This is a genomic window from Natronomonas pharaonis DSM 2160 (assembly GCF_000026045.1).
GTDB lineage: Archaea > Halobacteriota > Halobacteria > Halobacteriales > Haloarculaceae > Natronomonas > Natronomonas pharaonis.
The window spans coordinates 1,590,813-1,616,877 of record NC_007426.1 but is presented as its reverse complement, the minus strand read 5'-3'; the positions used below and the strand labels follow the sequence as shown (position 1 = coordinate 1,616,877).

The following is a 26,065-nucleotide window of genomic DNA, read 5'->3' as shown; positions in this document are numbered from 1 at the left end:
CCGGAACCGCATCGCAGAAGCTAAACCGGGGCCGTACTTTCGGCCTCTATGAAGGTCGTACTGGGCGGGACGTTTGACCCGGTGCACGACGGGCACCGGGCGCTTTTCGAACGCGCGTTCGAACTCGGCGACGTCACCGTCGGGCTGACGAGCGACGAGCTCGCCCCCAAGACACGCAGCGTCGACCGCCATGTCCGCTCCTACGACGAGCGGAAGGATGACCTTGAAGCCGAACTGGAAACGCTTGCGGACGACTACGGCCGCGAGTTCGAAGTCCGAGAGCTGACAGAGCCGACCGGCATCGCAACCGAACCGGGGTTTGACGCGCTAATCGTCTCCCCCGAAACGAAGGACGGCGGCGAACTCGTGAACGAAGAGCGGATAGAAAAGGGTCTGGAGCCGCTCGATATCGAGGTCGTCGACCACCGCTACGCTGAGGACGGCGACATCATCTCCTCGACCCGCATCGTCGCGGGTGAAATCGACGAGCATGGCAATCTCACGCCGGAGTCCGACGGCCGCCCTCCGGCGAAGGACTAGCTCGGTCAAAACCGGGCGGCCGACCGGGCGACCGCAGTATGGCGGCCGAGCGAGCGTCTGTGCCCGCTGTCAGAACCCGTGGTATTTTTGCGGGTCGGGTTGGAGAGTCGATGAGAATGCCAGACCGGACAGACGTGTGCGTGCTGTTACCGACGCTCAATGAGTCCGAGACAATCGGTGACGTCGTCGGTGGCTTCTACGACCACGGCTTCGAGCACGTACTTGTCGTTGACGGTGACTCGACGGATGGAACGCGGGCCATCGCCCGCGAGCACGGGGCCCGCGTCATCACGCAGTCGGGCAGCGGAAAGGGACAGGCAGTCCGGGAAGGTGTCGAACAGATTGACCAACCGTACGTGTTGATGGCCGACGGCGATGGCACGTATCGGCCGGAAGACGCTGACAAAATGCTCACGCCGCTGTTTGCGGGGCGGGCCGAGCATGTCATCGGCGACCGGTTTGCCGACATGGAGGCGGGGGCGATGACGCGGTTGAACGCTGTCGGTAACCGCCTCATCAATCGCCTGTTTGCAACGATTCACGGGCGTGACTTACAGGACATTCTGTCGGGATACCGGGCGTTTACGACCCAATCGTTCGAGCGGTCGAAGCTCTCGGCTGACGGGTTCGGCATCGAGACCGAGTTGGCCGTCGAGTGCGTCCGTCGCGGGGTTTCGACTGCGGTCGTGCCGATTCGGTACGAGGCTCGGCCGGGAGGGTCGGAGACGAACCTGCATCCACTGAAGGACGGCGGCCGCATTCTGCTGACGCTGTACCGGCTTGCGCGGATGAACAATCCGATTTTTTATTTCGGGAGCGTGGCGGCTGTCGGGACCGCCGGTGGTGTGGCACTGGGAGCGTTTGTGGGCTACCGGTATCTGACTGCCGGCGTTTCGCATGAGGTCTTGGCGCTTTTGGCAGCGTTTCTGGTGTTGCTGTCGGTCCAACTGCTGATGTTCGGGGTGCTTTCCGACATTATCGTCTCAATACACCGAGAGCAAACCCGCCGGCTCGACGATATCGCCGACCAACTCGAAGAACAAAACGACGAGTAATAGCGGGCGTGACGCATCGACTCGGCCACCCTATTCGGGTCAGAACGGCAGCAGCGAGCGCACGCGTCCGACGAAGCTGTTGTTCGTCCGTTCCCGCTCGGCCTCAAAGACCGGATGCAGTGCGTTCATGAACTGTTGGCGGTTCTCGAACCGCTCTCGGCCGGCCCGTTCGAGCGCGGACCCAAAAGAAATCGTGTGTCCCTTTGCGTCATAAGGAATGTCGGGGTCGCCGAGCGCTCGGCGGAGCTCCTCGTCAGTGGCCGGAAACGTCACGTTGCCCTGCTCGAGGTACTCGTCGAGTGCGGCGATACCGAACGCGATTATTTCGGGCTCCTCGTCGTCGTTTGCCTGTGGCGGCCGGACTCCCATCATGAGTCGGTACGTTCCACAGGGGCCTAAAGGCTCCCGACTCGGGGCGACCTATGTATCGAGCGGCTCCACCGACCCTTCCGGCGGCACCGCTTTGACAACAGTGACAGTCAGTACGTTGCCGCGCCGGTCGAAGGCGGCGACGGCGTCTCGGTCATAGGGCGGCACCGCGATGAAGACGACCTCGTGGAGGTCGTCTGCCTTCGTCAGACCGAATGGCCCCTCCGGATGTGAGATGAACCGGCCGGCTGAGCCGGGCGTCGACAGGTCCATGCCGAACACCGCCGTGACGGACCCGCCGGTATCTGGCAAGTACATATCGGTGAAAACATCGGCGTCGGGCTGGAGCGCCGAGAGGTCGACGTCGTTGCGGCGGGCGGGTACAGTCGCCGACCCGTCGTCGGCCGCTGGGCCGGCGGGGGCGAGCTCCGACGCCGGCGTCACGGTTAGCGCGACGGTGACCGACCGCGGGTCACGCTCGGCCGCGAGTTCACACAGCGCCGCCAGCAGTCCGCGGGTGATGTACACCACGAACAGTCGTTCGATGGCAAGCGACTAAAGCCTCGCGACGGCCGTGCTGTTATTCGGTGTCGGGAGCGAAAGTTCAGGCGAGCCGGTCGACGACTGTCTCGTCGTCGACCACGAGGTTGTAGGCGTCCTCGTCGTCGTTCCACAGCACCAAAACGTTCTCAAATCGGAGCAGCGAGCCGTAGGGAGCCGCAGGTAGCTCCCTGTTGAGCGACGATTCCCGAGTCAGCACGGCGTAGTGGTCGACCGCTTCGCTGCCGTCGCTAATCTTGTACAGTGGGTTGCCGTCCGACGAGAGGTCAGGCGACAGCTTCAGCGCCGCGAGGTCGATGCGGTCGGTGACGTGGGCGTCCATATCCGCCATCTTTGCCACCGTGTCGGGGTCCGGCGTATACTCGATGGCGCGCCTGCCGTCGGTCCGCAACAGGAGGTACGCGTACTGTACGGTGGTCTTGGTGTAGGTCCCGTCGCCGCCGGCGGCGATGCCGTCCGCCGCAGCATCGTCGGCCGCGGCTGCGTCCAGCCGCGTCTGGAAGGCTGGCGGTTCGATGTCAGCCTGCCGGGTGAACGTCCACCCACGGTCCGACGGTGACTCGTCGGGCCACAGCCGAATTGTCGGTGCGTAGACGGTCGCGTCCGGCCGGCGGTCGAGTACCTCACGTTCGATGTCCCGCAGCCGGGTCGCAGTCCGCTCCTCTGCCGGTGAGACGGCGACTACCGTCCCATCGTCGGCGAGGTGGTCGAGATACCGCTCGAAGACAGCAGCCGGCTGCGAAAGCTCCGAGAGCACGTTCGCAAAAACGATGAGGTCGTAGTCGCCGTCCGGCGAGAAGGATTCGGCGGTCTCACGGTAGAGGGTTGGCTCAAACCCTCGGCGCGTCTCCGAGGCCATCTGCTCGAAGACATCGGCAGCGGCGCTCGGTTCGACGGCGTCGTAGTCGACGAGCGTCTCCTCGGGGAGGTACTCGTGAATGCCGAGCATCGGTCCGCCGGTGCCGGCCCCGACATCGAGCACGCGAAGCCGTCGGCCGAGCAGTCCCGCCGAGCCGAGGTCATCGAGGACATACTGGATTGCAGCGTAGTAGTCCGGTAGATGGTACAGCGCGTAGGCCAGCGCCGTCTCCTCGTCGTATGTCACATCAGCGTCGGCAAAGTAGTCAACCTTCAGCTGGTCAATGTGCTCTCGCAGGCGGTCGCCAGCGTCGCTGTCGGGCCAGCCAGCGCCGTAGCGGTCGACAAGCAGCGATTCAAGTTGTCTGGCGTACTGTTCTGGGAACCGCTCAACACCGGTGAAATCGGGGTGGACCGTCCCGTCCTCAACCGGGACGAACGCGCCGTCCTCGCGTTCTTTGAGCCCGAGTTCGAAGGCGTGTTCGCGAAGCGTCTGCCGAACGACGGCCGGATGTGGCTGGCCGTCGACGTACTCGTATATCTCTTCGGGGTCGATCGGCCGGACTTCGCGGAGATAACGCGCCGTGTCGAGTACGGCTTCAGTGTCGGTCATCGACCCGCCTCCTCGTAGAGGTCGGCAAACTCGGACGCATCGGCGTCGGCCAGCCGTTGTGCCGCCTCCGCGACGGCATCGCTACCATCGAAGCGGGACTGTATCTCGGCATACACCTCGGGCGTGTTACCGACGACATCATCGACAAGCGCTTCCAGCGGCTCCGAAAGTGCTGTGTGAAACCGGCTATCGACATCGTCCGCCGCGAGCGCATAGGCTAGCACGGCTGTGTGGGCCTGCGCTTGTACGGTTTCCATCGCCCGGTCGTGTTCTTCCGGCGTTGTCTCGAAGACCTCATTGCCGGCCGCAGAAAGCGCCGCCCGGAGGGCCGCGACGGTCGGTCCCTCGGCGTCGACGACGACCGGGAGGTTACCGGGAGCGTTCGAAGCCGAAAACAGCGGATGGAAGCTGGCTCGCTCGCGGTCGGGAGCGTGTTTCCGGAGGGCCGCGACCGAATCGCGCATCTCACCGGCGACATCGACGACGGCTGCTGTTGCCTTCCCAGCGTGTGCCGCGACCGCGTCCGCCACCGCCGACATCGGTACCGCTATACAGACAACGTCGAACCGCTCGTCGGTGTCGAGCGGTACCGCCTGAGCGTCATTCAGTCCAGCTGCGGCTCGCCGTGCGGTGTCGGAATCGCGGTCGGCGAACGCGACAGCGTCGGCGCCGCTGTGACGGGCAAACCACTGCCCCATCTCGCCGGCGCCGACGACGAGCAGTTGCATACTCTCTCGTAACCGACCACCGTTCAAAAGCGGTTCGTCTTTGCCATTCACGGACAGGTTCCTCTGCGGCTGTCAGCCCGCGTGTCGGCCGTCCTCGTCGGGTTTGTTTCGCCCCCCAGAGAGATGGCTGTCCGGTCGGGTTCCCGAGACGAACCGTGCATACTAATACCAATGGGCGAAACAAACCGTCAACGGTGGGGGAATGGATGATACGCAGCGACGGAGGCCGCCAATGAACAGCATCGCCGAAGAGCCGCCAGTAGGACCGATACTCGCTGTCGCCGGGCTCGTCGTCATCGGCATTGCCGCGTGGCGAACCGTCGTCGCAGAGACCATCGGACCGATGCTCATCGCCGCGCTACTGCCCGTGTTGCTGACCGGCGGGTTGCTGCTGGTGCTTGGGTATCGGATTCACGCCCTCTCGGAGCGGACCGACCGTATCCTTCTGTGGACGGGTGTCGGCGCTATCGCGGTGACCGCCGCCGTCGGCGCGATTCTTCTCCGGGTCCATCTACTCGATGTCCGTCTGGACCCGCTTTTGATCCTTCTGGCGGTCGGGTCGGTCGGTGCGGCTGGCGCGGCCGGCGCAGCGTTTATCGACACCAAGCGTCGTGATACACTTGCACGCTACCGACAGCGCGTCACCGAACTCGAAACACGGCTGGCAGACACAAGCGGGGTCGGGCTCGTCTCGCTCACGCCCGCCGGCGAGGTAGACGACTGGAGCGCCGGCGCGGCCGACATCCTCGGGTACGACGCCGAAGGCATCCGGGGTGAACATCTCAGCACCCTCTATCCGGACGACAATGACGACATCCGCCATCCACAGCTAAAGCCCGGGCAGGATACCGACGACGACACCCACGAACCGTCCGCACGACATCACCTCCAGCAGGCGTTGCGGACCGACCACGTTGTCCTCGACGGTCGCCTCCGGCGGGCTGACGACGAATGGGTGCCGGTCACCGGTACGCTCACCGCTGCCGAGGACGGCGAAACGCTCGTCGGGTACACGCTGGTCGTTTCGGCCCGCGACCACCGCGGCTACACCGCCCCCTCACACGAGCGGGAGGCGACCCCTGACGACCGGAGCGGCCACTGGGGCCGTCAGTTCGAACGGCTCGCGCCGATAGTCGACGAGACGCTTCGCGAACCGCACGCAACGGCGAGTGAGGCGGTTACCAATGAGCGTACCCGCAACGACAGCGGGCGGCTAGACGACGCGGCGACGGCGCTCGAAGAGATGGCGGACCCGCTGGCGGAGATACACGCGCTGGCAGCCGCCCATCGTGACGCCGACGCGCTCGAACGTGTTGCCCTTGATTCAGCCGTCGAAAGCGCCTGGGAGGCCGCCGACCCGATGTGGGCGCGGCTTGAAACGGAAGAGCTGACGGCTGTCAACGCCGTCCCCGAGCGGCTTGAGCGGTTGCTCACCGAACTGTTCGAGAACGCCGTCGAGCACGGCGGTGACGTGACCGTCCGCGTCGGAATGCTCCCGGACGGCATTTATGTCGCCGACGACGGGCCGGGACTGGAGGCCCCAGAGACCGTCTTCGAAGTCGGCTACACGACCGACGACGGCGACGGGACGGGACTCGGCCTTCCGACCGTGGCCGCCATCGCGGAGAGCCATGCGTGGGACGTGTCGGCGGCCGAAAGCGCCGACGGCGGCGCACGGTTCGAGGTCCGTGGGATGCAGACGTTCGGCCGCGCCGAGTGACGGTGTCGCCGATTGTTTACAGAAAATACAGGCCGAGTCTCTCGGGGTCGTACGGAAGGCTTCGTCTTCCGTGATGACGAGACGTCTTCGGTGTCTCGAGCCACTTGACACCGAGGCGATTCACCGTAGCCCGCCCGTGGCGAGAAGACCATATCTGCTCCGTATTAGCGCTCGTTGTCGCTGTATCGCCGGCGAATCTCTTCGATGACGCTCTCGATTTCAACAAGCTCTTGGTCGACATCTTCAAGCAGCGACTCAGGAACAGTTCCATCGTCAAGAGGAGCGCCGCTGAACAGAGCGGACAGTTCAGCTCAACACAAATCCCGGCACGATAACCTGTGCTCGAATGGCACCGATACAGCGGCGAACGTGCTCTTGGCGCTCACCACGGAGCGGCTAAATCGGGTTCTCCGTAGGGGACCCAATGGGATTCCTCAAGCGTGAAGACTTGCTGTCCGTGAACTTGCGGCCAAGCGATACCACCCTCATCGGAGAGACGGCTGTCCGTGGCTCATGGGTGTGTGAAGGAATTGAAAAGTGCCCGGGGAGGGCTCCGAACCCTCGATCTCCGCATGTCCCAGGAACGAGGCGCAGGCAACGCCTCGGGACATCGCGGTGTGCCGCCTCGTACCCTATGAGTGCGGCGCTATGTCCAGCTAAGCCACCCGGGCTCATTTTCGCTTTGCCCGCTTGGACTCTTGAACCTTCCTATCTCCGTCTGTCGGTCCGGTCCGTCACCACGCCACAGGGAGACCATCGGGCGACCCCCCATTTTATGCTATCCCCCAAGTACACAACTGGTATGGACGACCTACCGGAACTGCTGGCTGATGCTGTCGCCGGCGGGACGGTCATCGACATCATCGACATCGGCGGCGGCGACACCATCGCCGTTACCCGGAGCGCGACGCACGTCTTCCGCTCCGACGGACTGCTGAAAGACGAGTCTGTCGAGACGTTCGGCCACGACGTAGACCGGATCGGCGTGAAGACGAAGCGACGGAAAAGCTCAATTCAACTCGAATCCATCGACGCAAGCGAGAGCTTCACCGTTCCATCCAAGATCGCCGACGCGGTTGTTGAAGCAACGCTTGAAGGTGTCCTCAGGACGACGGGTGTCGTTGCGGCCGACGAAGAGCTCCAGACACAGTTTCGGTTCAGCGAGCTAACGCTCGTTGTGACCGACCGACAGCTGCTCAAGCACGTCGGCAGCGCCGTCTGGGACGATGAGTACGAGGCCTTCCGATACGACGAACTCACCGGGCTGGACTTCGAGAAAGGAAGCGTCGCGACGCAGGTTATCGTTGAGACCGACAGCCGACGGCAGCGCGTCAAGGTGCCCAACGAGCACGCCGGAAGTGTACAGCAGGTGGTACAGACCGCCGTCTTCGAGTATCACGGTGTGTCCTCGCTCAGTGGTCTGCAAGCGAAGCTTGACCCCGAAACGGAGCCAGAGCCCGTCGGCGGAGACGAGGCGGCCGACGCCGACGAGGCGGAAGCAACGACCAGTCCGGAAGAAAACGGCGGACAGGACGACGACGACGGCTTCGTCTCTGCCGACTGGTCGCCCCCGGCTGACCAAGACCCGGCTCGGGTCACGCCGAACAGCGATGTCGATGGCAACGATGCTGCGGCCGGTGCAGCGGAGTCGCAGCCGACCGCCGACGCTACGACGGCCACGCCCGATGCGGCCGCCGATGTCGAGGCGCTCTCACAACAGGTTGAGGCGCTTGCAGCAAAGGTCGACCGACAGACCGAGCTGCTCGAAGCCCAACAGGAGACCATCGAACAACTCGTCGACGAGCTTCGGCGCGGTCGGTGACGCCGCGTCGGTACGGCTGCTTTCGCCTACTCTCTGCCGGTGACTTTCTTAATGCACGAGGAACCGAACGGCCCGTGCTCGCCAGCCTCCAGTTGCATAAAATAGCCCGTTGAAATCGATGCGCCGCAGCGCTGACACTCGAAATCGCCCTCCTTTGTGACGACCTCGCTTTCAAAACTGAGAAACTGCCCGCCGGCTGTCGTGACTGTCTCGCCGTCACGGGAGATGTGTCCACGTCGCTCTGCAGCCTCCAGAATCGCCCGCGTTGTCTCCGGGTGGGTCGTAATCGTCTCGATGCGGTCGATGACTGCCGGCAGCGGGAGTTCCGGCGCTTCAAGCCGTGCCAAGAGCTGTACGCCGAGCTCGACGGGGTCTTCGATATCACCATCGTCGGAGGCGTCGCGGCTCACATCCGAGTGCTCGGCACGGTAGCCTATGGGCGTTTCGTCCGCTCGGCGGCCGCTGTGACCACAAGAGGTTTGCCGGGCGGTGTGCTTTCCTTCCGTGTGCACCGGGCGACTGTCCGACAGCTTTTCGGTGCCGGCGTCGTCGCGGCCATCGCGGCGGTGGCGGCAATTTCGACCTCGCCGCAGGCGCTTTTCGCGGCCGCCGAGCGGCTTGTCGAACGCCCCGGGCTGCTCGCCGTGACCGTCGTCGGTCTCTACCTCGTCCGACCGCTTTTGGCGTGGCCCATCAGCGCGCTGTCGATACTGCTTGGATATCTGCTTGGCGTGGCCGCGGCCCCGATCGCGCTTGCCGGTGCAGTCGTAACGACACTTCCCGCCTACGCGCTCGCGCGGCGGCTCGGCCACAGTGAGGGCGTCCTCGCCCGTGTCGGCGATGCTGGGGCCGTCGTTCGACGGACGACGGGTGATTTCCGGGGCATCGTCGCGGTGCGGCTTGCGCCGCTGCCGACAGACCCGGTCTCGTATGCTGCGGGGGTGGCTGGGGTCCCGCTACGACCGTACGTGCTGGGCACAGCGGTCGGAGAGGCCCCGTGGGTGCTAACGGCCGTGCTGCTCGGAGCGTCGACGAGCCAGCTTACAACCGCCGGCGCTGCTTCGAACCCGCTGTTGGTCGTGACGGCGCTGGCGTTGGCGGCACTGCTGGCCCTTTCGCGGCCCGCCTACCGTCGACTCGCCGATGACAGACCGCTCAGAACGTAAACGGGTCGCTGCAGTCGACGACGACGCCGTGCTGTGGGCAGACGTACTTGCAATGCCGCTTGTACATTTGTGTCCCACACATCGGACACGGCCGGCCGCTGTCGTCGCTCATGGCCGTTCTGTGGCCGGCAACGAGAAAAACGCGTCGTCGTGCGGCGGTCAGCTACTAAATCGTCTGTGTGTCAGCCCGCCTCAGCACTCGGACCAACCGCAGGACTCGCAGGTCTTGCAGCCTTCCGAGTAGTACAGCGACATGCTTCCGCACTCGGGGCATTCGGGCGATTCCCCGGAGTCGATGAGCGACTGGGTAGCGTCGGTGTCGTCGTTCGGCGACGCCGCTTCCATGCTGCCGCCGGTCGGGGCCGAGACGGCACCGCCGTCGGTCTCTCGGGCGGTTTCCTCGGCTTGCTTTGCCGTCTGGTCCAGCGTCGCTTGGTCAGGATAGGCCTTGTCGATTTCGCCGTCGAGATACCGGCGCATCGCGGTTCCGATGGCGTCCGGGATGGAGTTGATCTGCTCTCCCTTGTCCCAGGCAACCTTCGGCGAGCGGATGCCCTGCAGCTCGTCGGCGATCTCTTCGGGGTCGACACCCGAACGCAGCGCCGTCGAGATGGTCTTCGCCAGCGCCTCGGTGAAGGAGGCCGTGAAGCCGCCGGAGTTGCCGATGTTGGCGAAGAGTTCGAACGGACGGCCCGTCTCGGGGTCCTCGTTGATGTTGACGTAGAGCTTCCCGTAGCCGGTGTCGATGCGCTGGGTGACGCCTCGGAGCACGTCGGGCCGGGGGCGCTTCTTGCCGAGGTCGTAGTCCGTTTCGAACAGTTCGCTGAGGTCGGTTTCCACGGCGGACGCGACCTCGTCGCTTTCGAGGAAGCCGTCGATGCCGCCGAAGATTTCCTCGATGTTTTCGACGATGGCCTCGGCCGCCTCGGCTTCGTCCATGTCGGCGAACTCGGTGTTCTGTGCGCGCGTCGTCAGCACCTGCTTGCTGCGGGTGCCGTCGCGGTAGTAGGTGACGCCCTTGCCGCCGTGGTCATAAATGTACTCGAAGACGTCCTTGGCGTCTTCGACCGTCGAGTCGTTGGGCGCGTTGACGGTCTTCGAGATGGCGGAGTCGACGCCTTCCTGACAGGCGACCTGCACGCCGGCGTGCTGTTTCGCCGACAGCGCACCCGTCGTTACAAACAGCTCGCCGATGGCGTCCGGCACTGTCGAAAGCCCGTCGATACCGTCGAACTCGTTTGTGGCCATCTGCTCTTGGGCCTCCTCCTTGACGGCCTCGACATCGAGACCGTTCTCCTCCAGCACACGGAGGAAGTAGTCGTCGAACTCGACGAGCATCTCATCGCCCTGAACGTCGTCGGAGACGTTCTTGTAGTAGGCAACGTTGTAGATGGGTTCGCAGCCACCGGTCGTGTTGCCGACCATACTGGTCGTTCCCGTCGGCGCGATGGTCGTCGTGTTGTGGTTCCGGATGGCGAAGCCGTCGGCCCACTCGTCGGCGTCAAGGCCGGTTTGCTTTTCGAACCACTCACGGTACTCGGCGGGATTGGCGTACTTGCTCTTGTCCCATTCGTCGAAGACGCCGCGTTCTTCGGCGAGTTCGTGGGAGGTCCACTTCGAACCGTGGTTGATATGTCGCATCAGCTGGCGGGCGACCTCGTTGCCCTCCTCGCTGCCGTACTTGATACCTAGCTGGATGTACAGCTGTGCCAGCCCCATCACGCCGAGGCCGATTTTCCGCATCTCTCGGACCTTCTGCTCGATTTTGTCGACCGGGAAATCGGACATCGTGACGACGTTTTCGAGGAACCGGGTGCCGAGTTCGATGCGGCCGTCGAGAGCCTCGAAATCAATAGCCTCTTCGAGGAACGCGTCGACAGCGTCCGCAAGCGTCTCGTAGTCGTCGCCGTGTTCGTCGTACCAGACACGCCAGTCAGGAGCGTCCAGGTCCGCAAGCGTCGAGAGGTTGATGTGGCCGAGATTACAGGCCTCGTACTCTTCGAGCGGCTGCTCGCCGCACGGATTTGTCGCGAGAATCTGATGGTCGGGGTGTTCCTCGACGTCGAAGGAGTGCTCTTTGTTGACCCGTTCGAGGTAGATGACGCCGGGCTCGCCGTTCTCGTGGGCGCCCTCTATCATGTGCTCCCAGAGCTTCGTGGCGGGGATGGAAAGCTCCTCGCCGACCTCAACGTGGTCGCCGAGACCGAACATGTCGTAGAGCTCTTTTGTCTCGGGGGTGGCGATGTGGGGCTCGTCGGTCCGGGGGTTCGTGAAGGTGAACTCCTCGCCGTTCTTCAGCGCCTCCATAAAGCCGTCCGTGACGCCGACGGAGATGTTGAAGTTCGAAAGGTGACCTTCGACGGCGTTGCGGAGGTGCTTGGGCACCTTGCCGTCCTCGTCGATGAGTTCGCGGGCCTCTTCGAGGGCTTCTTGGAAGGAGTTGTGTGTGAAGTCGTCGGGGTCGTTCAGACGCAGCGTCTCCGCCAGCGAGACGTCCTTGTTCTTGGCGTGGATGAACTGGATGACATCGGGATGGGAGATGCGCATGACACCCATCTGCGCGCCGCGGCGGGCACCCCCTTGGGCGATGGTCTCACACATCTGGTCGTACGTGCGCATGAAGGTAATCGGCCCGGAGGCGATGCCGCCCGTCGAGCCGACGGCATCGCCGTACGGGCGGAGCCGCCAGAACGCATAGCCCATGCCGCCGCCGCTCTGGAAGACCTGGGCGGCCTCCTTTGCGGTCTGGTGGATGTCGTCAATGTCGTCTTCGGGGCTGTCGACGAAACAGGCCGAAAGCTGCTGGAGCTCGTCGCCAGCGTTCATCAGCGTCGGCGAGTTCGGCATGAAGGAAAGCGACTCCATCTGCTCTTGGAAGGCGTCGGCAGTCGCTTCGACGTGGTCGCGAACCTCGTCGGGCAGCGCAGGCACAATCGTATCGTAGGCGAACTTGTTGACGTTGTAGACAGAAAGCGCCGTCTCGGCGTCGTCGTCTGCCGTGACGCCCGCGCCGAAGACCTCAGCGGCGAGTTCATCACGCCGTGGGTGGTCGGGCTTGAGTTGGTCCGGCGTGACGGTGACCTCGACTCCCTGCTTTTCGGCCTCGAAGACGGCCTCGGCGAGCGCGACGTTCTTCGCGACTCGCTCGAAGAGGTCTTCCTGTTCTTCGATGAGTTCGCCGTCGGCGTCCTTGCGGAGGTAGCGGGCCGGGAGAATGTTGTGATAGGCGTTACCGGTGAGTCGTTCTTCGAGGGTGTCGCCCTCGGTTCGTTTGATGGGGAGCGTGAGTTCGTCCGCGGAGAGTTCCTGCCCGGACATCATTCGGCCCTCCGGGCTGTGGCTGTTCGTTTCGTTCGATATACTTGTGGATCGAAGCTAACTGAGCGGGACATTGTGACGGGAATTTCGTACTGCGGGGCGCCAAATAACCCTTGGCATCGGGGAATGTATCGTCTATCCGATAACAGAGGGAGACACACACGCGGCGGTGTTCGGTAACTATGCATGGTCCCCTCCTCGTACGGGAACTACGGAGTCGTCGGGAACACATAAGCCTAGCCGGTCCACGGTGAAAGTGAAATCGGAAGCGTAGAGACCGCACGAAGGCAGGCATGTTTCCACTGGAAATAGTTGGGGGTCGGGTTGTCGGCGGTGCGGAGCGCTGTCGTTGCTCCGAATCAAAAACAGCCGGCAACAGTCGAGCGCCCGCCAGCGAACGCATCCGCGTGCCTGTGCCGCAAGTATATCATTATTTATGATTCTTCGCTCGGACAGTCGCTTCGCCAGTTCGTCCGGCTACTGTCCCCGAACAGTGTCGAGGAAGTTCGCAATAATGTCGTGACCGACGCCTGTCAGTACGGACTCGGGATGGAACTGCACGCATTCGAGCGGATGCGCTCGATGGCGGACGCCCATCACCAGTTCTTCGCCCTCGTGGTCGGTCGTGGCTGTCACCGCAAAGCAGTCCGGAACTGACTCGGCAACGAGCGAGTGATACCGTCCGGCCCGGAAACCCTGCTCAAGCCCGGCGTAGACACCTTCACCGTCGTGGTCGACCGGGAACGCCTTGCCGTGAATCGGTTCCGGCGCGCGGCTGATGGTGCCACCGTGCGCGTAGACGGCCGCTTCCAGCCCGAGACAGACGCCGAGGGTCGGGACCTCGGTGCTCAGTTCGCTGACCACGTCCATTGTGACACCGACGTCGCGGTCGTTTTTCGGGTGACCGGGCCCCGGCGAAATGACGATAGCGTCGGGGTCGAGCGCCTCGATCTCCGAAAGCGACGCCGTGTTCCGCCGGACGGCCGTCTCGGTGCCGTCGTGCTGGCTGACGTACTCCACGAGGTTGTACGTGAACGAATCGAAGTTGTCGATGAAGACGACCCGCGTCATCGTTGGTCCTCCGGTTCGGCACGCGGCGTCTCGATAGCCTCGATGGCCTCAAGCACGCCGTCCATCTTCTGTTCGGTCTCCTCGTATTCGCTCTCGGGGTCGGAGTCAGCGACGATGCCTGCCCCGGCTTGCACGGTTATCCGGTCGGTGCCCGCAACGCCGCGGCCCCGCTCGACGGTCGCGGTGCGGATGACGATAGCGAAGTCGGCGTCACCGCTCCAGGAGTAGTACCCGACACCGCCGCCGTAGACCCCCCGCGGCGTCCGTTCGAGGTCGTCGATGATTTCCATCGCGCGTATCTTCGGCGCGCCCGAGAGCGTTCCAGCCGGGAAGGACGCTCGCGTCGCGTCGAAGGCGTCACAGTCCTCGCGGAGCCGTCCCGTTACCGTCGACTCGATGTGCTGGACGTGGCTGTATTTCAGGACGTTCATGAACTCCTCGACGCGCACGCTACCGGCCTCGCTGACCCGACGGACGTCGTTGCGTGCCAAGTCGACAAGCATCGTGTGCTCGGCTCGCTCCTTATCATCGGCGAGCATCTCTCCGGCGAGGCGGCGGTCCTCGACGGGGCTTTCGCCCCGGGGGCAGGTCCCAGCAATCGGGTTGCTCATCACCTCCCGACCGCGGACCGACACAAGCGTCTCCGGCGAGGCCCCGACGACAGCGAGGTCGTCGTAATCAAGCAGGTACATGTACGGTGACGGGTTGATGTCACGCAGCGCCCGGTAGAGCCCAAGTGTATCGACATCGCCGTCCAGTTCCCGCGTCCGTGAGATAACGCCCTGATAGATGTCACCGTCGAGGACGTGCTCTTTGGCCGTCTCGACGGCATCCTCGTAGGCTTCCTGCGGCCCAGCCCGCTCCTCGACCGGACTGAACCCGCCCGTTTCGGGCGATTCAGCCGCAGCAAGCACCGACTCGACACGGTCTGCCTCCGCTGTGAGGTCGTCGTACAGCGCTCCCGGGTCGTCTCCCGGCCGAACCAGCGGCGTACAGACCAGCGAGACGGTCCCGGCCGCGTCGTCGAAGACGAGCGTCTTCGTCGTCAGCATGAACTGTGCGTCCGGGAACCGCGAGTCGGGGCGCTCGACGCCGACCTCATCGAGCCATAGGTCGTAGACGGCGTCGTAGGCCAGAAAGCCAACCAACCCGCCCTGCAGCGTCTGTCGGTCGGTTTCAGGGAAGTTCCGGAGGGGAACGTCCGGCAGCGTTTCCCGGAGCGTCGCCACCGTGTCGCCGCCGTTGGGCTCGAAGAAGCCCTCGTAGCGGTCGTCGATGACATCGACTGTCGCTTCGGCTCCAGCGTCGACGGTGACGACAGCGGCGGGGTCGTAGCCGACAAACGAGTACCGCGCGTGTCGGTCGGCCCCCTGACCGGCCCGGAAGGCTCCATCGGGGTCGCTGGAGGCGACCTTTTCGGCGCTTTCCAGCAGGAACGTGTGGTCGGCAGGGGAACAATCGGTCGTCCGGCCGGTCAACGCCGCGTAGGCCTCAAGCGGCTCAACAGCAGCATCGAGTTCGGCGACGAGGCGGATGACTGCCGGCTCGTCGCCGGCCAGCTCCACGAACTCGGAGCGGGATATCACTGGCATCCCCCCGCTGCATCGACGAAGGCAGAGACGGCGTCGGCGTCTTTTTGCCCCGATTCCGCCTCGACGCCGCTTGCAACATCGACGGCGAACGGCGCGGCCGCTTCGACGGCGTCAGCAACGTTTTCGGGGGTTAGCCCACCGGCGAGTACGACCGGCGACTGAAGCGACTCGACGAGCTCTCCCGTTCGGTCCCAGTCATGGACGGTCCCCGTACCCCCTGCGCCCGATTCGTCAAGCGAGTCGACAAGCACGGCATCGGCATGCCCGTCGTACGTGGCTGCCGTTCCGGGGTCGGTCGCCTTGATGACATCGGCCTCGACGGCCGCCCCGAGCGAGGCGAGCGCGTCCGGAGTGGATTCACCGTGGACCTGTACGGCGTCCGGGCGTACCGCCTCAACCAACTCGGTCGCAGCGTCCGGTACGTCCGCCATCGTGACGAGCACCGCCGTCACGAACGGCGGCGTCGCTGCGGCTAGTTCCGCCGCCTGCTGTGGCGATATCTCCCGGGGCGTCTGGACATCGACATCGACGATGAGACCGACCGCGTCAACGCCGGCATCAACAGCGGTGTCGAGGTCCGAGCGGTTCGTGATGCCGCAGACCTTCACCCGCGTCATGGCTCGAACTCACGGAGCGACGCGAGCTGGGCGGCGGCGGCCCCGGTGTCGATGGACTCGCGGGCGGCATCGACGCCAGCGGCGAGGCTGTCTGCCTCGCCGGCGATATAGATTGCCGCGCCCGCGTTTGCGAGGATGATATCCCGCTTTGCGCCCTCAACATCGCCTTCGAGGATGCCACGCATGTCGGCGGCGTTCTCCGTCGGCGAGCCCCCAGCCACAGCCGACAGGTCGTGGCTGTCGACGCCCAAATCGGACGGCGTGACCGTATACTGCTCGACGGATTCGCCGTCGACCTCGGCGACGGTCGATTCGCCGTGGACGCCGATTTCGTCGAGCCCCGCGCCGTGGACGACCAGCGCCCGGTCGACTGACATCCGTGAGAGCGCGTCCGCAAGCGTCGGCACGAGCGCCTCATCGTAGACACCGACGACCTGCGCGTCGGCGTCGGCGGGGTTTGTCAGCGGCCCGAGAACGTTGAAGATTGTCCGCATCCCCAGTTCCTTTCGCGGGCCGATGACGGCCTTCATCGCCGGATGAAACACAGGCGCGAGCATAAAGCCCATCCCGGTTTCTTCGATACAGGTCTCGACGGCCGGCGGCTCGGCGTCGATGGTCACGCCGATTTCCTCGAGGACATCGGCGCTGCCCGATGATGACGACACCGAGTAGTTGCCGTGCTTGGCGACGGGGACGCCCGCGCCGGCGACGACAAATGAGCTCGTCGTCGAGACGTTGATAGTGTCGTGGCCGTCCCCACCCGTGCCGCAGGTGTCGACCAACGGCGACCGGTCGGGGTCAATTCGTCGGGCCGCGGCGCGCATCCCTTCGGCAAAGCCGGCGATTTCGGGCTCGGTCTCGCCCTTCGCTCGCAGGGCGGACAGCAGCGCCCCGATCTGTGCCTCTGTTGCCTCCTCGAAAACAAGCGAGGCTGCCTCCCGTGCCTCCGCCTGTGTGAGGTCTTCGCCGTCACTAACGCGTCGAATGTAATCCTTCATGTTGCACACCGATGTTCAAGACTGCGTTATGATGTACAAATCCGTACACACTTATAAACGTATCGCAACACCGCCGTTCCACGTGGTGGCGTGACGCCACCGTCGTATGGTGGCTTTCCCCGAGCCGGTATCGATTCCGAAAGCTTCAATTACATCACCCGACTACGGTTGAGTGCAGACAGAGCACGCGAGGGTTCGTGGTCTAGGCTGGTTATGACACCTCCTTGACATGGAGGAGGCCGGCAGTTCAAATCTGCCCGAACCCATACCACTTTAAAGGTTTTTGGTACCTCAAGTAAACACACACAAGTAACTTCTGGGCCTCACCACGGCGGTGAGCGGCCATGAGCCGGCCTCAAAGTGCCGATGAGGTCGGCCCCGTCGAACCGAAAATCTGCCGCTTCTGTGGCTGCTACATTACCGAACCTGAGCAGCGCTGCCCGGCACTCGACGATGGGGGGTGCCGCACATGAGTCGCGCCGAGCAGACATCGAAGCGCGACACCCCAACAACCGGCGTCCGAAAATCGAGCCAACACTCCCGCTGTCTTCACCGCCAGTGCCCTGATTCGGACGAACCGATGCCGGCCTGCGGTGAAAGTGGGCGCGACGCCGACTGGCGGGAAGCGCATATCCCGTCGCTGCTTCCGTTTGCCCGCTTTTCACTCTGCACGCACGACGAGTGCTTCCCCGAGAAGGGAGGGATGGACTGATGTCGCTGTCGCGGACTCCCGGCCCCGTCGACCACGAGGCCGACTGCGAGTACCCGTGCTGCGACGAGGACGCGGTTGCCTGCGTCCCCGACCCCGGCACTATCGCTGGCAAGCGGTTCTGTGACTTCCATCTCGCACTGTGGGCTGACTGTGACCGCGGCGACTGGGACATCCTTGACCAACTCGATGTCCGTCACCTCGCCGCTGATGATTCCTTCTTAAAGCTTGACGACGCGCCGCCGGAGCTCGAGCGAAAGGTTCGCTACGAGCGCATCGGCGTCGACCACCGCGGGCTCGCTCACTACATCGTTCCTGGCCGTCGCGACGATGAAGCCGAGACGATCATCGTCGTTGACGCCGACCTGGAGCTCGTCGATAGCGGCACCATCCCCGCCCACGCGACACTGGAGGACTGGGTCGACCACATCAAGACGGACCGGAGGTGGGTCGAGGTTGATGACCGGTTCCATCCTCGCCGGGGGGATGACTGATGCGGGGACATGCAGGGACGAAAGATGTTCCCGAGTTTCCGCAGATTGAGGACGAACTCGGCTACAACCCGGCGCGGTGGCTGCACACCCGCTCCGAATCCGGCCTCGATACCGGACCAGGGCAGACGCCGGAGCTCGCCACAGCGATGTCCATCGTCAAAGGCATCGACGATCCTGAAGAACTCGCCTACTGGTTCAAAGTCGAGAAGAGATGTCGCGACCGAGACCACGTCATCCGGAAGCTCGAACAGCGTCGGCGCGCGATCAAGTACGGCCACGACGGCTTTGTTAAGGAGCGTGATGGACAGTGACCTCGGTCGAAGACGAGTTCGCTGCGCTCGACGAGGCCGAACCGAGCGGTCGCTTCGAAGTCGAAGACGACCAGGAAGAGAAGGATATCGACCCGTACGAGTCGGAAGATCATGGGCACGCCGGCCCGGAGCTGGTCAAGCCGCAGGTCCACGGACTAAACGCTCATCTGCTGTTTGCTCCGTTTGAGACAAAACCAGACGTCGATGGGATGCGGCCCTACTTCGCCATCGTCTCCGCCTTCGAGCCGGATCTCGAAGCTGAGTTCAAGTGCGACGGAACGACGTGGAAGATCGACCACGGTATCGACAGTGTCGACGACTACGACAACTCGACAATCCGCTACTGGGACGGCAGCATCGCAACCAGGGAACAGGATTCAGGAGATAACTATCTCGAATATCAGATTCCCATCTACGATGCTGACGATGAAAAGCGGAATCGGCGAGTCAACTTTCAGTTCCGGCCGGCGCTTCCTGAAGCCTGTCACGCTGAGACAGGTAATCGCATCCGGTCAATGCCGGAGACGCTCCCGGAAGGCGTCCGCGTTCAGGTCCAAGCAAGCAACGTCGACCCCGAGATCGTCCTGGAGCTCCTGCAGAGCCTCGCCAGTAACATCGGCGTCAATAGCCATTACTTCGAGGCTGACGCTGTCCACGAGTGGAGTCGGATTATGGGCTTGGAGTATTACGTCCGTTGTCAGCGCGAACTCGTCAACGAACTCGTCATCGGGAAGATGGCGCTGTTCGACCGACTGTCACAGTTCGAACGGCAGCGCAGTGGCTGTGGAGAGCTGAAATGGGACAACGGGGAGGCGTTCGGTCGCCGACATCACGTCGCCCTCGATGCTGAACAGCTATCCCATCTGTATCAGGAGCACGATGTTGGGAAGCTCATCAAAAGCTACCTGATGAAGCACCCTGGAGAAGACACAGATTCCGACACTGCGACCGAACATCCGAAGATCGAGGTCCAGTACAACCGCGAGTACACCTACTGCGGTCATCTCCCATGGTTTGCAGAGGACGCTGGTGACGGTTCCCCGGACGTCGGCTGGAAACTGCTATCGAAGCGTCTACAGAGTCTACTGATGAACGTTCTCGATTGGGCGGAGCTCCCGCGAACCCCCGGCCACGATGCTTTCGTTTCTGACGATCATTTCGATGCCGATGCCCGCCTCGAGCCAGATGTCGCTTCGGACCTGACACTCGTTCCGGACCCTATCGACGAGGTCGCCGATGCGGAGCGCGACGTGGTGACGAACGAGCTTCTTGATGAGCCGCCGACCGACGCCGAGAAGGACGTGCTCGGAGCGGCGGCTGAGAAAGGCGCATTCGAGCGCCTCCAGGACCTCGCTGAAGAAGCCGGCGTGTCGTCGTCGACGGCATCACGAACGGTCCGGAAGTTCGAGACGCTGTTTTCGCGTCTCGATAGTATCCAACTGGCCGACGAGGTCGTTCGCGACCGCGTCCAGGACCTCCTCGCCGGCGTTGAGCAGCGCCTCGACCGAGTCAACAAAGGCCTTGATTTGTTGGCCTCCGGGAGGAACGAGATCGACGAGGACAGCGCGCTCGGTCAGTGGGCCCGGCGCTGGGGAGTGAAGATCGCCGAGTCGTCGGACCGGTGGAGCGACCAGCTCCGCGTCGCGATTGTCGGAGGGAACCTCACCGAGAGCGAGTTGCTGTCTGTGTTGCGAGCCGGCTACGAGGCGGCTGATATGACCCAGAGCGTCGACGTTGCTCAGTTCGCATCGGCAGAGGTCTCGTACTACGACCGCGACGGAGAGAAGGTCGATATCGGCGAGTGGGTTGGCGTAAATCAGGGCGGCCGCACGAAGCTGCTCGGGAAGCTCGAGGTCGACGCCCTCCACTGACGCGGCCCTTCCGAGTGGCAACACTGTTCTTCGCTTCGTCTTTTTATAAGAGATACCGCGCGCCAGCCGGGAGTCCGCCGTGATCGTGGCGCCGCGACCGCCTTCGAGAGCCGCTCCGCCGAACGTCGACGGCGGATATTTTGCGGCTCGTGGGCGGGAGGGCCTACGGGGGTGTGCTTAAGAGCACAAAGACTGCTCAGGCCTCCGGCCTTCGCAGAAAAACTACCGCACCCGCACCACACGAAACAGACGAAATGAAGGTCTGTAACACATCTGTCCCGATTCCAACATCGGTTTTTTATCAATTGGGTTGGTCCACCAACTATGACCGTCGGCGTAGCTGCCATAACGAACCACGGAACCGACAACCCAGTCGTCTTCCTCGGCGCGGATCGGTTGCTAACTACGCAGCAAGTATCTGCTATAGAACATGAACACCCAGAACCGAAGTGATCTGATGGAAAGGGAAGAATCTATTTCGCTCAAGCAAGAAAACATACGCGAGCACACGATAGAGACCGAGCCGATCAACTGGAGAGACAGAATATGAAATACGAACCAGAAAAAAAGGAAATCCCCGGAATGCCCGGAACGAAGCTACGTAAGACCAAGCGGAGCTACAGCGAACAGGAACGTCAGGAAATTCTAGATCGGCTCACCGAGGATGCGGCACAAGACGCCGAAGACGATGATAAAGACGACGACGGTTTTGTTTCCCAAGAGGAGCTCTTGTAGCTCCGATTCTTAGTCTCCCCCCACGCATATATCACCCACGAACATCCAAGAGCTCCCGCCCGCAGCACAAATCGCCGTGCTCGTGATTGTGCTCGGCTTTCTGGCCTATTTCATCCTGACGAATATGGTGTTTTGAAATCAGATTTTTGTGACAAGTAGACACCACATGAACCCGCCGACGATGAGCAGCAACTCGGCTTCGATGCCCCGAGTCGGCTCCGCCGGCCCTGGAACCAGAAACAGCGGTTCGACAAGAATCGAGTAGATCCCGAAGCCGACGGCTGCCAAGCCACCAAAGAACGCCAGCAAACGGACCCACTTTCGAAGTTTTGGTACCACCGTCTCGAACATATTGCAAGCGACACGCGCAAACAGCAAAAAAGTGCGGAGGCGTCAGCGCCCGAAGCCGTCACCATCGAACTCAAAGTCGTCGTCGAATACCGAGCCGCTGAAGGCGTCGTCGGCGTCTTGGAACCCGGTCCCAAATGTTTCGTCGTCGGCGGTGAACTCTTCTTGCTCCTCTTCAATCTCCGTCGCTGGCAGGTTGATGCCTAGACGCGGTAGCCGTCGCCGTGGCTGAAACTGCTGCGTCGGGGGCATCGCCGTCTCTGCTGGCTGAGCCTGCTCGAACACGTTTTGCGTTGCCGTGGGCTCGGCCGTAGCCTGCTGCGCTTGCCCCATGCGCATCTGCTGCCCTGTCATCTGTGTACTCATTGGCTCGGTCGCGATATCAGTGCCGAGGCCAGTATCAACACCGAGCCCCGTCTCCGGCTCAACACCGGTGCGCGGACCAGTAGCGATATCGGATCCTGAAGTGACGCCGGTCCGCTCAAATACGCGCGGTCGCTGCGCCTGCTGCTGGCGCTCGAACGCACCAGTCATGGGTTGTGCGGGCGGCTGGCCTGCCGCAGCGCCGGTGAACTGGTCTTGTCCAGTTTCGATGCCGGGGCGCTGTGCCTCTCCGACACGCGCCGTCTCGCGGCCAACAACCGCCCCTGCGCCGGTGGGAAACTCCCGCTCCGGCCGGAACGCCCCGCCACGATCCCGCCGAACGGGCTCGTCGATATCCCGTTGCACCTCGTCCATAATCTCATCCATCGTCCCGACGCCCGTGCGCTCGCGGCGGAATTGCTCGCCGTCGACAGCGTCGCCGACAGTATCGCCAATAGTCACGCTTGTGGCGGCTTGTACGTCCCCCAGCACGTCGCTTGGGTCAACACGCTCCGGGCGGTCCTGAGCGGGGTCACGCGCGATGTCGCGACCGGGGAGTGGGTACTCGCCCGGGACAACCGTGTCGTCGACGGGCTGGCGGTCGGCAGTCGTGTCGCCGTCGCGCGCTACACCCAACTCACTGCGGTCGGTCACGTCCGTCGGCTCCAGCTCTGTCGTCCGGGTGTCGCCAACCTCCAGTTCAGCCGTTGTCTGCGGGTCGGCGACATCAATCTCGGATTCAGGGGCGACAGCGCCGAGCCCGACTTCCTCGACTTGTCGTTGCTCGGCCGGGTCAAGCTCCGAACGCTCGAACACGCCAGCACGACGGGCGGTGTCGGCGGCGATTGCACCGACAGTCAGGGCTCCCAACGCCACCGCGCCGCCCGTCGTCGAAACAGGCTCCGGCGTGGCGACTGCTGCCCCACCGGCTGCCGCGATGCCGCCAGTTCGCCCACTGAAAATCTCGTCGACGACGTCTCGGTCTTGGTCGGCATCGTCAACATCAATATCCGGTTCTAACCCCTCACGGATGTCCGGCAGCACATCCTCCTCAGTCGGCGTATCCGTTTGCAGGTCTCGGACCTCGCGGGTGAAGCCGCCGGTCACGGTGTCAAGAACGCGCTCCTCGCGCGTTTGCGGCTCGGCGGTCTGCACCTCCGCTTCGGCGACGAGCTCGCCGTCCTCCTCGCGGAGCTCCACATCGTCCGGGCCAACACCAGTGCCGAACTCATCAGCCGCCTCTTCGCGGGCCTGCTCCCGAACGGCCGACGCTTCGGGACGGACGCCGAGGTCGCCATCATCCTCCTCAAACGTCTCCAAATCGTCCTCGTCGAACTGCTCGAACTCGTCAGCAGCCTGTGCAACTGCCGCCTCTTGCTGAACATCCTCGCCGAGGCCGAGCGTAATCTCGCCGTCTTCCTCATCTTCCTCTTCGACGAGATCGTCTTCATCGACATCGACGCCGCCGAGGTCCTCGTCGAACTGCTCAGCGACGTTGCGACGCTGTCGGTCTCGGCGACTCTCTTGGATATCCTCGGCGAATGCTCGCGTCGTCTCGTCGTCGACGCCGACACCGACGACTTGGGTCTCCCCAGCTTCCGTCGTCGCTGCACCGACGAGCCCATCCCCACGTTCGCGAACGCGAATCCGCTCGACATCGTCCTCGACGCGGTCACGGAGTTCCTGTTCGACGTCTTCGACGCCGACATCGATGTCTGGCTCCGTCCGTGCGGCTGCTGAACCATCGGCGTCAGGAACATCCACCCTGCTGTGCTCGCGTTCAAGTTCGGCCGCGCCTTCCGCAGCCGCTTGAATATCATCACCGGTTCGCGTCCTGCCCTCCTCGTCTTGAACGATAATCTCGCCCTCTGCTGTCGCATCGATGCCGGCCGGGTCGATATCGTCGATATCGTCGAACGCCTCGCGCGCCTGCTCGCGAGCTTGTCTGCGCCCGCGACGCTCGGCACGATACCGGGCTATATCGCCCGTACCTGCGAAGAGTGGATCATCATCCAACTCGGCGAGCGTGCGGTCGGGCAGCTCCGCTGCTGCCTCAAGAACATCACGAACTTCGGAGCGGTCCTCAAACGAGATGCCGCCGACGCTGTCGCGCCGGCTCTCGCTCCGGTAAACTGAGATGTTATACCCGGCAGCGTCGCCCAACCCTGGCGCGTTCGTCGAAAACGTTCGAGGGTCGTCGAGAATCTCCCCCGGCGTGTCGCCCATCTGGGACAGCTGCCGCAGGATTTCGGCGTCGGGCGTGTCGATGGCGAGTCCCCGCCCGGTCGGTTCGATATCTGCCTCTGTTATCTGTTCAAGCGCCTCTTGACGCTGCTCAACACGCTCTTCGCCTTCTTCTGTAAGGCCGCCTTCCTCAACACCGCGTTCACCGACCTCAACGTCGACATCCTGCTCAGTAACAACTGGGCTGTCTGTCAGTTCCTCGCGCGCCCGCTCGGCGACTGTTTGCTGTCGGTCCTCTGGGATACGAGCGTCGACGCGGGCACCCTGTCGTTGCACGTCGACGTCGACATCATCCGGCTCAACGAAATCGCTCTCAGCGAAGCGCTCCCGCGTTGTCTCCGCCGCGGTCGTCGCGCCGGCTTCGGTGAGCTCCCGTTCGATTCCTTGCTGAGTGCCGCGAACACGAACCTCATCTCTATCGACACCGTACTGCTCGGCGATTTCGTCTTGAATCTGTCTTTGTCGCTGCCGGCTGCCGCCGCCACGACGGGCCTCACGTCGTTCCTCGGCTGTCCCGCTCCGGCTCTGTGCGTCATCATCGTCGGTCATCGGTACTCACCACCTGTCGTTTCCGTCGCGCTGCCGCCGAAGAGGTCCGTCTGTCCGTCGCCGATGTCACTCTCGACCTCAACGAGCCCAGTCTGTTCGCCGGCGTCGTTGTCCGGCTGCAGTTCGTCGCGACGGTCCTCGAAGCCAGCCGACCCGGCTATTTCGCCGCTCCGGTCGCGGGTTGTGCCGGCATCGAGACCGGCGTCAAGTGTTCCCTGACGGTCGCGGTCGTCACTGAGTAGTCCACCGTTTTCGCTCATGTCGAAGGGATCGTCGCCGCGTGCGATATCGGGCGGCGTCTCATCGAGCGGTGTGTTCGTGTTTGGGGCAACCTCGCCGCCGTAGTGGGGATTAAACCCGCCCATCGCCGTCCGCCCGGTCGCTCCGGCTGGGTATTCGGGGTCTGCCTCATCGGGTGAGAGAGTGACATCAGCCGCCGCCGCTTGGGCCATGATGTCCTCTCCGCGATCCATCGGTTCGAACTCGAAGAGGGCTTCGCGTTTGGCTTCCTCGCGGCTGCCCGGTGAAGTCGACCCACCGTCCGGGTCGCCGTATCGCGCTCTGGCTTCCCGGCGAGAGAGTTCTATCGGGTCGGTTTCAGCGATATGACCGGTTTCGGGGTGTCGCTTTGCACGCGGGTCGACCAGGTCGTAGCCAATGAAGCGCCCCGTCGATGCCTTCCGCCAGCCGGGCGCGTTCGGAGCTGGCTCCGGCGGCTCCTGCAGGTACCGGCCATTCGTTGCTGCCCGGAGAAAACTCGTATCTTGCAGGTCGGCCTGTGCAACGGCCTCCGCCTGTCGCTGCCGGAGGAGCTGTTCAGCTTCCGCGCGTTCGAAGCCGAACTCTTCAACGAGTTGGTCGCAGGCATCCTCGAAGCCCTGTTCACAGCCATCTCGGGCTCGCCGTTCTGCCTGTCCCTGTACTTCGCGGAAGGCTTCGGCGTGGCGGCGGTCCTGTGCGCGGACGCTGTCTTCGGCGTCCATCCGCTGGCCGCCACCGATTGCCGAGTCACGGGCCTTGTCGGCCATCTCCGATGTTGTCAGTGTGGGGTCGAAGTGTGCGACCCAGTCGTCGACACCTTCGGACTGCAGCGACGCCTTCGCTGTCCGTGCTTCCGGAATCGTCGTTCGCGAGAAGTCGAGTTGGTTCCGTTCCGACTGCGTCAGTTCGGCTTGGCCGTGCATATCGCCGCGGGCGGAGTCGCGGCTGTCGGCAGCCAGCCCCTCGACTCTCGACATCGTCCGCCTGTCGATGGCGTCCTTGTCGACGATGAGGCGCTTTTCACGGCCGTCGTCATCCACGTCGAGTGCCTCGTTGGGGAGTTCGTCACGGGCTTGACGTGCGTAGTCGAGACGGCCGAACTCTACCTCCGTTACAGATGTGTTTTGAAAGGTTCGCATAGTTGTGGTGTAG

General features: G+C 63.5%; 24 protein-coding genes and 2 tRNA genes. 11 read left to right on the top strand and 15 right to left on the bottom strand.

All coding sequences use genetic code 11. The annotated features are described in order from the left end of the window. Positions 1-48 precede the first annotated feature (48 nt). Together NP_RS08330 and aglJ are read left to right on the top strand one after the other, a co-directional pair. Positions 49-540 (top strand): phosphopantetheine adenylyltransferase, encoded by a 492-nt coding sequence (locus tag NP_RS08330; RefSeq protein WP_011323395.1) that lies wholly within the window; start codon positions 49-51, stop codon positions 538-540. Positions 541-650: 110 nt separating this feature from the next. Further along, positions 651-1,595 (top strand): S-layer glycoprotein N-glycosyltransferase AglJ, encoded by a 945-nt coding sequence (aglJ, locus tag NP_RS08325; RefSeq protein WP_011323394.1) that lies wholly within the window; start codon positions 651-653, stop codon positions 1,593-1,595. A gap of 39 nt (positions 1,596-1,634) precedes the next feature. Here the strand turns inward: aglJ and NP_RS08320 are convergent, their stop codons facing one another. From NP_RS08320 to NP_RS08305, 4 genes are all read right to left on the bottom strand, one after another. Continuing rightward, positions 1,635-1,967, bottom strand: a complete 333-nt coding sequence (locus NP_RS08320; RefSeq protein WP_198408084.1) for a DUF5789 family protein — start codon at positions 1,965-1,967, stop codon at positions 1,635-1,637. A 48-nt stretch (positions 1,968-2,015) separates the two neighbouring features. Next, complete coding sequence (locus tag NP_RS08315; RefSeq protein WP_011323392.1) at positions 2,016-2,495, bottom strand: MPN domain-containing protein; 480 nt, start codon at positions 2,493-2,495, stop codon at positions 2,016-2,018. A 73-nt stretch (positions 2,496-2,568) separates the two neighbouring features. After that, positions 2,569-3,996, bottom strand: coding sequence for a methyltransferase domain-containing protein (locus NP_RS08310; protein ID WP_011323391.1), 1,428 nt, complete (start codon positions 3,994-3,996; stop codon positions 2,569-2,571). After that, complete coding sequence (locus tag NP_RS08305; protein ID WP_011323390.1) at positions 3,993-4,724, bottom strand: prephenate dehydrogenase/arogenate dehydrogenase family protein; 732 nt, start codon at positions 4,722-4,724, stop codon at positions 3,993-3,995. The genes NP_RS08310 and NP_RS08305 overlap by 4 nt, the downstream gene beginning before the upstream one ends. Before the next feature lie 232 nt (positions 4,725-4,956). Here NP_RS08305 and NP_RS08300 point away from each other — a divergent pair, with 232 nt between their 5' ends. After that, positions 4,957-6,444 (top strand): sensor histidine kinase, encoded by a 1,488-nt coding sequence (locus NP_RS08300; protein ID WP_011323389.1) that lies wholly within the window; start codon positions 4,957-4,959, stop codon positions 6,442-6,444. Positions 6,445-6,982: 538 nt separating this feature from the next. Here NP_RS08300 and NP_RS08295 read toward each other — a convergent pair. Then, positions 6,983-7,115, bottom strand: a tRNA-Met gene (locus NP_RS08295). 131 nt (positions 7,116-7,246) lie between these two features. On the opposite strand from NP_RS08295, the gene NP_RS08290 reads away from it, so the two are divergent. Then, entirely contained in the window at positions 7,247-8,266 is a 1,020-nt protein-coding gene (locus NP_RS08290; protein WP_011323388.1) for a DUF7115 domain-containing protein, read from the top strand. A 26-nt stretch (positions 8,267-8,292) separates the two neighbouring features. On the opposite strand, the gene NP_RS08285 is transcribed toward NP_RS08290, so the two are convergent. Beyond that, the gene (locus NP_RS08285) at positions 8,293-8,676 is read right to left on the bottom strand and encodes a DUF5830 family protein (protein ID WP_011323387.1); all 384 of its coding nucleotides are present in this window, start codon (positions 8,674-8,676) and stop codon (positions 8,293-8,295) included. Between the two features lie 96 nt (positions 8,677-8,772). Here NP_RS08285 and NP_RS08280 point away from each other — a divergent pair, with 96 nt between their 5' ends. Next, positions 8,773-9,432: a TVP38/TMEM64 family protein gene (locus tag NP_RS08280; protein ID WP_011323386.1), complete on the top strand. Its 660-nt coding sequence runs from the start codon at positions 8,773-8,775 to the stop codon at positions 9,430-9,432. On the opposite strand, the gene NP_RS15105 is transcribed toward NP_RS08280, so the two are convergent. The 6 genes from NP_RS15105 to trpD all read right to left on the bottom strand — a co-directional run bounded on the left by NP_RS15105 (position 9,422) and on the right by trpD (position 17,028). Continuing rightward, positions 9,422-9,544, bottom strand: coding sequence for an HVO_2523 family zinc finger protein (locus NP_RS15105; protein ID WP_011323385.1), 123 nt, complete (start codon positions 9,542-9,544; stop codon positions 9,422-9,424). The two genes, NP_RS08280 and NP_RS15105, sit on opposite strands and share 11 nt — an antisense overlap. 80 nt (positions 9,545-9,624) lie before the next feature. Beyond that, positions 9,625-12,750 (bottom strand): adenosylcobalamin-dependent ribonucleoside-diphosphate reductase, encoded by a 3,126-nt coding sequence (locus NP_RS08275; protein WP_049939838.1) that lies wholly within the window; start codon positions 12,748-12,750, stop codon positions 9,625-9,627. 477 nt (positions 12,751-13,227) lie between these two features. Further along, positions 13,228-13,821, bottom strand: coding sequence for an anthranilate synthase component II (gene trpG, locus NP_RS08270; RefSeq protein ID WP_011323383.1), 594 nt, complete (start codon positions 13,819-13,821; stop codon positions 13,228-13,230). Then, on the bottom strand, positions 13,818-15,413 hold the full coding sequence (gene trpE / locus NP_RS08265) for an anthranilate synthase component I (RefSeq protein WP_011323382.1): 1,596 nt from the start codon (positions 15,411-15,413) through the stop codon (positions 13,818-13,820). Before trpE ends, trpG begins: the two co-directional genes overlap by 4 nt. After that, positions 15,404-16,030 (bottom strand): phosphoribosylanthranilate isomerase, encoded by a 627-nt coding sequence (locus NP_RS08260; RefSeq protein WP_011323381.1) that lies wholly within the window; start codon positions 16,028-16,030, stop codon positions 15,404-15,406. Before NP_RS08260 ends, trpE begins: the two co-directional genes overlap by 10 nt. Then, complete coding sequence (gene trpD / locus NP_RS08255; RefSeq protein WP_011323380.1) at positions 16,027-17,028, bottom strand: anthranilate phosphoribosyltransferase; 1,002 nt, start codon at positions 17,026-17,028, stop codon at positions 16,027-16,029. The genes NP_RS08260 and trpD overlap by 4 nt, the downstream gene beginning before the upstream one ends. Positions 17,029-17,219: 191 nt before the next feature. Between trpD and NP_RS08250 the strand changes: the two genes are divergently transcribed. The 6 genes from NP_RS08250 (at position 17,220) to NP_RS08230 (ending at position 21,148) form a co-directional block, all read left to right on the top strand. Then, positions 17,220-17,294, top strand: a tRNA-Val gene (locus NP_RS08250). A gap of 203 nt (positions 17,295-17,497) precedes the next feature. Then, positions 17,498-17,740: a hypothetical protein gene (locus NP_RS14410; RefSeq protein ID WP_148215447.1), complete on the top strand. Its 243-nt coding sequence runs from the start codon at positions 17,498-17,500 to the stop codon at positions 17,738-17,740. After that, positions 17,740-18,231: a hypothetical protein gene (locus NP_RS08245; protein WP_011323379.1), complete on the top strand. Its 492-nt coding sequence runs from the start codon at positions 17,740-17,742 to the stop codon at positions 18,229-18,231. Before NP_RS14410 ends, NP_RS08245 begins: the two co-directional genes overlap by 1 nt. Then, positions 18,231-18,542, top strand: coding sequence for a hypothetical protein (locus NP_RS08240; RefSeq protein ID WP_011323378.1), 312 nt, complete (start codon positions 18,231-18,233; stop codon positions 18,540-18,542). The genes NP_RS08245 and NP_RS08240 overlap by 1 nt, the downstream gene beginning before the upstream one ends. Continuing rightward, complete coding sequence (locus NP_RS08235; RefSeq protein ID WP_049939594.1) at positions 18,539-20,413, top strand: DUF7845 domain-containing protein; 1,875 nt, start codon at positions 18,539-18,541, stop codon at positions 20,411-20,413. The genes NP_RS08240 and NP_RS08235 overlap by 4 nt, the downstream gene beginning before the upstream one ends. 546 nt (positions 20,414-20,959) lie before the next feature. Further along, a complete protein-coding gene (locus tag NP_RS08230) occupies positions 20,960-21,148 on the top strand; it encodes a hypothetical protein (protein ID WP_011323375.1) in 189 nt (62 codons plus the stop codon). A 138-nt stretch (positions 21,149-21,286) separates the two neighbouring features. Here NP_RS08230 and NP_RS08225 read toward each other — a convergent pair whose 3' ends face one another. From NP_RS08225 to NP_RS08215, 3 genes are read right to left on the bottom strand one after another with little or no spacing between them, the layout of a single operon-like run. Then, positions 21,287-21,499, bottom strand: coding sequence for a hypothetical protein (locus tag NP_RS08225; RefSeq protein ID WP_011323374.1), 213 nt, complete (start codon positions 21,497-21,499; stop codon positions 21,287-21,289). Positions 21,500-21,541: 42 nt separating this feature from the next. Further along, positions 21,542-24,652, bottom strand: a complete 3,111-nt coding sequence (locus tag NP_RS08220) for a mediator complex subunit 15 domain-containing protein (RefSeq protein ID WP_011323373.1) — start codon at positions 24,650-24,652, stop codon at positions 21,542-21,544. Next, positions 24,649-26,052 (bottom strand): hypothetical protein, encoded by a 1,404-nt coding sequence (locus NP_RS08215; protein WP_011323372.1) that lies wholly within the window; start codon positions 26,050-26,052, stop codon positions 24,649-24,651. Before NP_RS08215 ends, NP_RS08220 begins: the two co-directional genes overlap by 4 nt. Positions 26,053-26,065 lie beyond the last annotated feature (13 nt).

What these genes read in the sequence shown, in the direction of transcription:
- NP_RS08330 (WP_011323395.1), top strand. Translation starts at nt 49, where the DNA reads ATGAAGGTCGTACTGGGCGGGACGTTTGACCCGGTGCACGACGGGCAC.
- aglJ (WP_011323394.1), top strand. Translation starts at nt 651, where the DNA reads ATGAGAATGCCAGACCGGACAGACGTGTGCGTGCTGTTACCGACGCTC.
- NP_RS08320 (WP_198408084.1), bottom strand. Translation starts at nt 1,967, where the DNA reads ATGATGGGAGTCCGGCCGCCACAGGCAAACGACGACGAGGAGCCCGAA.
- NP_RS08310 (WP_011323391.1), bottom strand. Translation starts at nt 3,996, where the DNA reads ATGACCGACACTGAAGCCGTACTCGACACGGCGCGTTATCTCCGCGAA.
- NP_RS08305 (WP_011323390.1), bottom strand. Translation starts at nt 4,724, where the DNA reads ATGCAACTGCTCGTCGTCGGCGCCGGCGAGATGGGGCAGTGGTTTGCC.
- NP_RS08300 (WP_011323389.1), top strand. Translation starts at nt 4,957, where the DNA reads ATGAACAGCATCGCCGAAGAGCCGCCAGTAGGACCGATACTCGCTGTC.
- NP_RS08290 (WP_011323388.1), top strand. Translation starts at nt 7,247, where the DNA reads ATGGACGACCTACCGGAACTGCTGGCTGATGCTGTCGCCGGCGGGACG.
- NP_RS15105 (WP_011323385.1), bottom strand. Translation starts at nt 9,544, where the DNA reads ATGAGCGACGACAGCGGCCGGCCGTGTCCGATGTGTGGGACACAAATG.
- NP_RS08275 (WP_049939838.1), bottom strand. Translation starts at nt 12,750, where the DNA reads ATGTCCGGGCAGGAACTCTCCGCGGACGAACTCACGCTCCCCATCAAA.
- trpG (WP_011323383.1), bottom strand. Translation starts at nt 13,821, where the DNA reads ATGACGCGGGTCGTCTTCATCGACAACTTCGATTCGTTCACGTACAAC.
- trpE (WP_011323382.1), bottom strand. Translation starts at nt 15,413, where the DNA reads ATGCCAGTGATATCCCGCTCCGAGTTCGTGGAGCTGGCCGGCGACGAG.
- NP_RS08260 (WP_011323381.1), bottom strand. Translation starts at nt 16,030, where the DNA reads ATGACGCGGGTGAAGGTCTGCGGCATCACGAACCGCTCGGACCTCGAC.
- trpD (WP_011323380.1), bottom strand. Translation starts at nt 17,028, where the DNA reads ATGAAGGATTACATTCGACGCGTTAGTGACGGCGAAGACCTCACACAG.
- NP_RS14410 (WP_148215447.1), top strand. Translation starts at nt 17,498, where the DNA reads ATGAGTCGCGCCGAGCAGACATCGAAGCGCGACACCCCAACAACCGGC.
- NP_RS08245 (WP_011323379.1), top strand. Translation starts at nt 17,740, where the DNA reads ATGTCGCTGTCGCGGACTCCCGGCCCCGTCGACCACGAGGCCGACTGC.
- NP_RS08240 (WP_011323378.1), top strand. Translation starts at nt 18,231, where the DNA reads ATGCGGGGACATGCAGGGACGAAAGATGTTCCCGAGTTTCCGCAGATT.
- NP_RS08230 (WP_011323375.1), top strand. Translation starts at nt 20,960, where the DNA reads ATGAAATACGAACCAGAAAAAAAGGAAATCCCCGGAATGCCCGGAACG.
- NP_RS08225 (WP_011323374.1), bottom strand. Translation starts at nt 21,499, where the DNA reads ATGTTCGAGACGGTGGTACCAAAACTTCGAAAGTGGGTCCGTTTGCTG.
- NP_RS08220 (WP_011323373.1), bottom strand. Translation starts at nt 24,652, where the DNA reads ATGACCGACGATGATGACGCACAGAGCCGGAGCGGGACAGCCGAGGAA.
- NP_RS08215 (WP_011323372.1), bottom strand. Translation starts at nt 26,052, where the DNA reads ATGCGAACCTTTCAAAACACATCTGTAACGGAGGTAGAGTTCGGCCGT.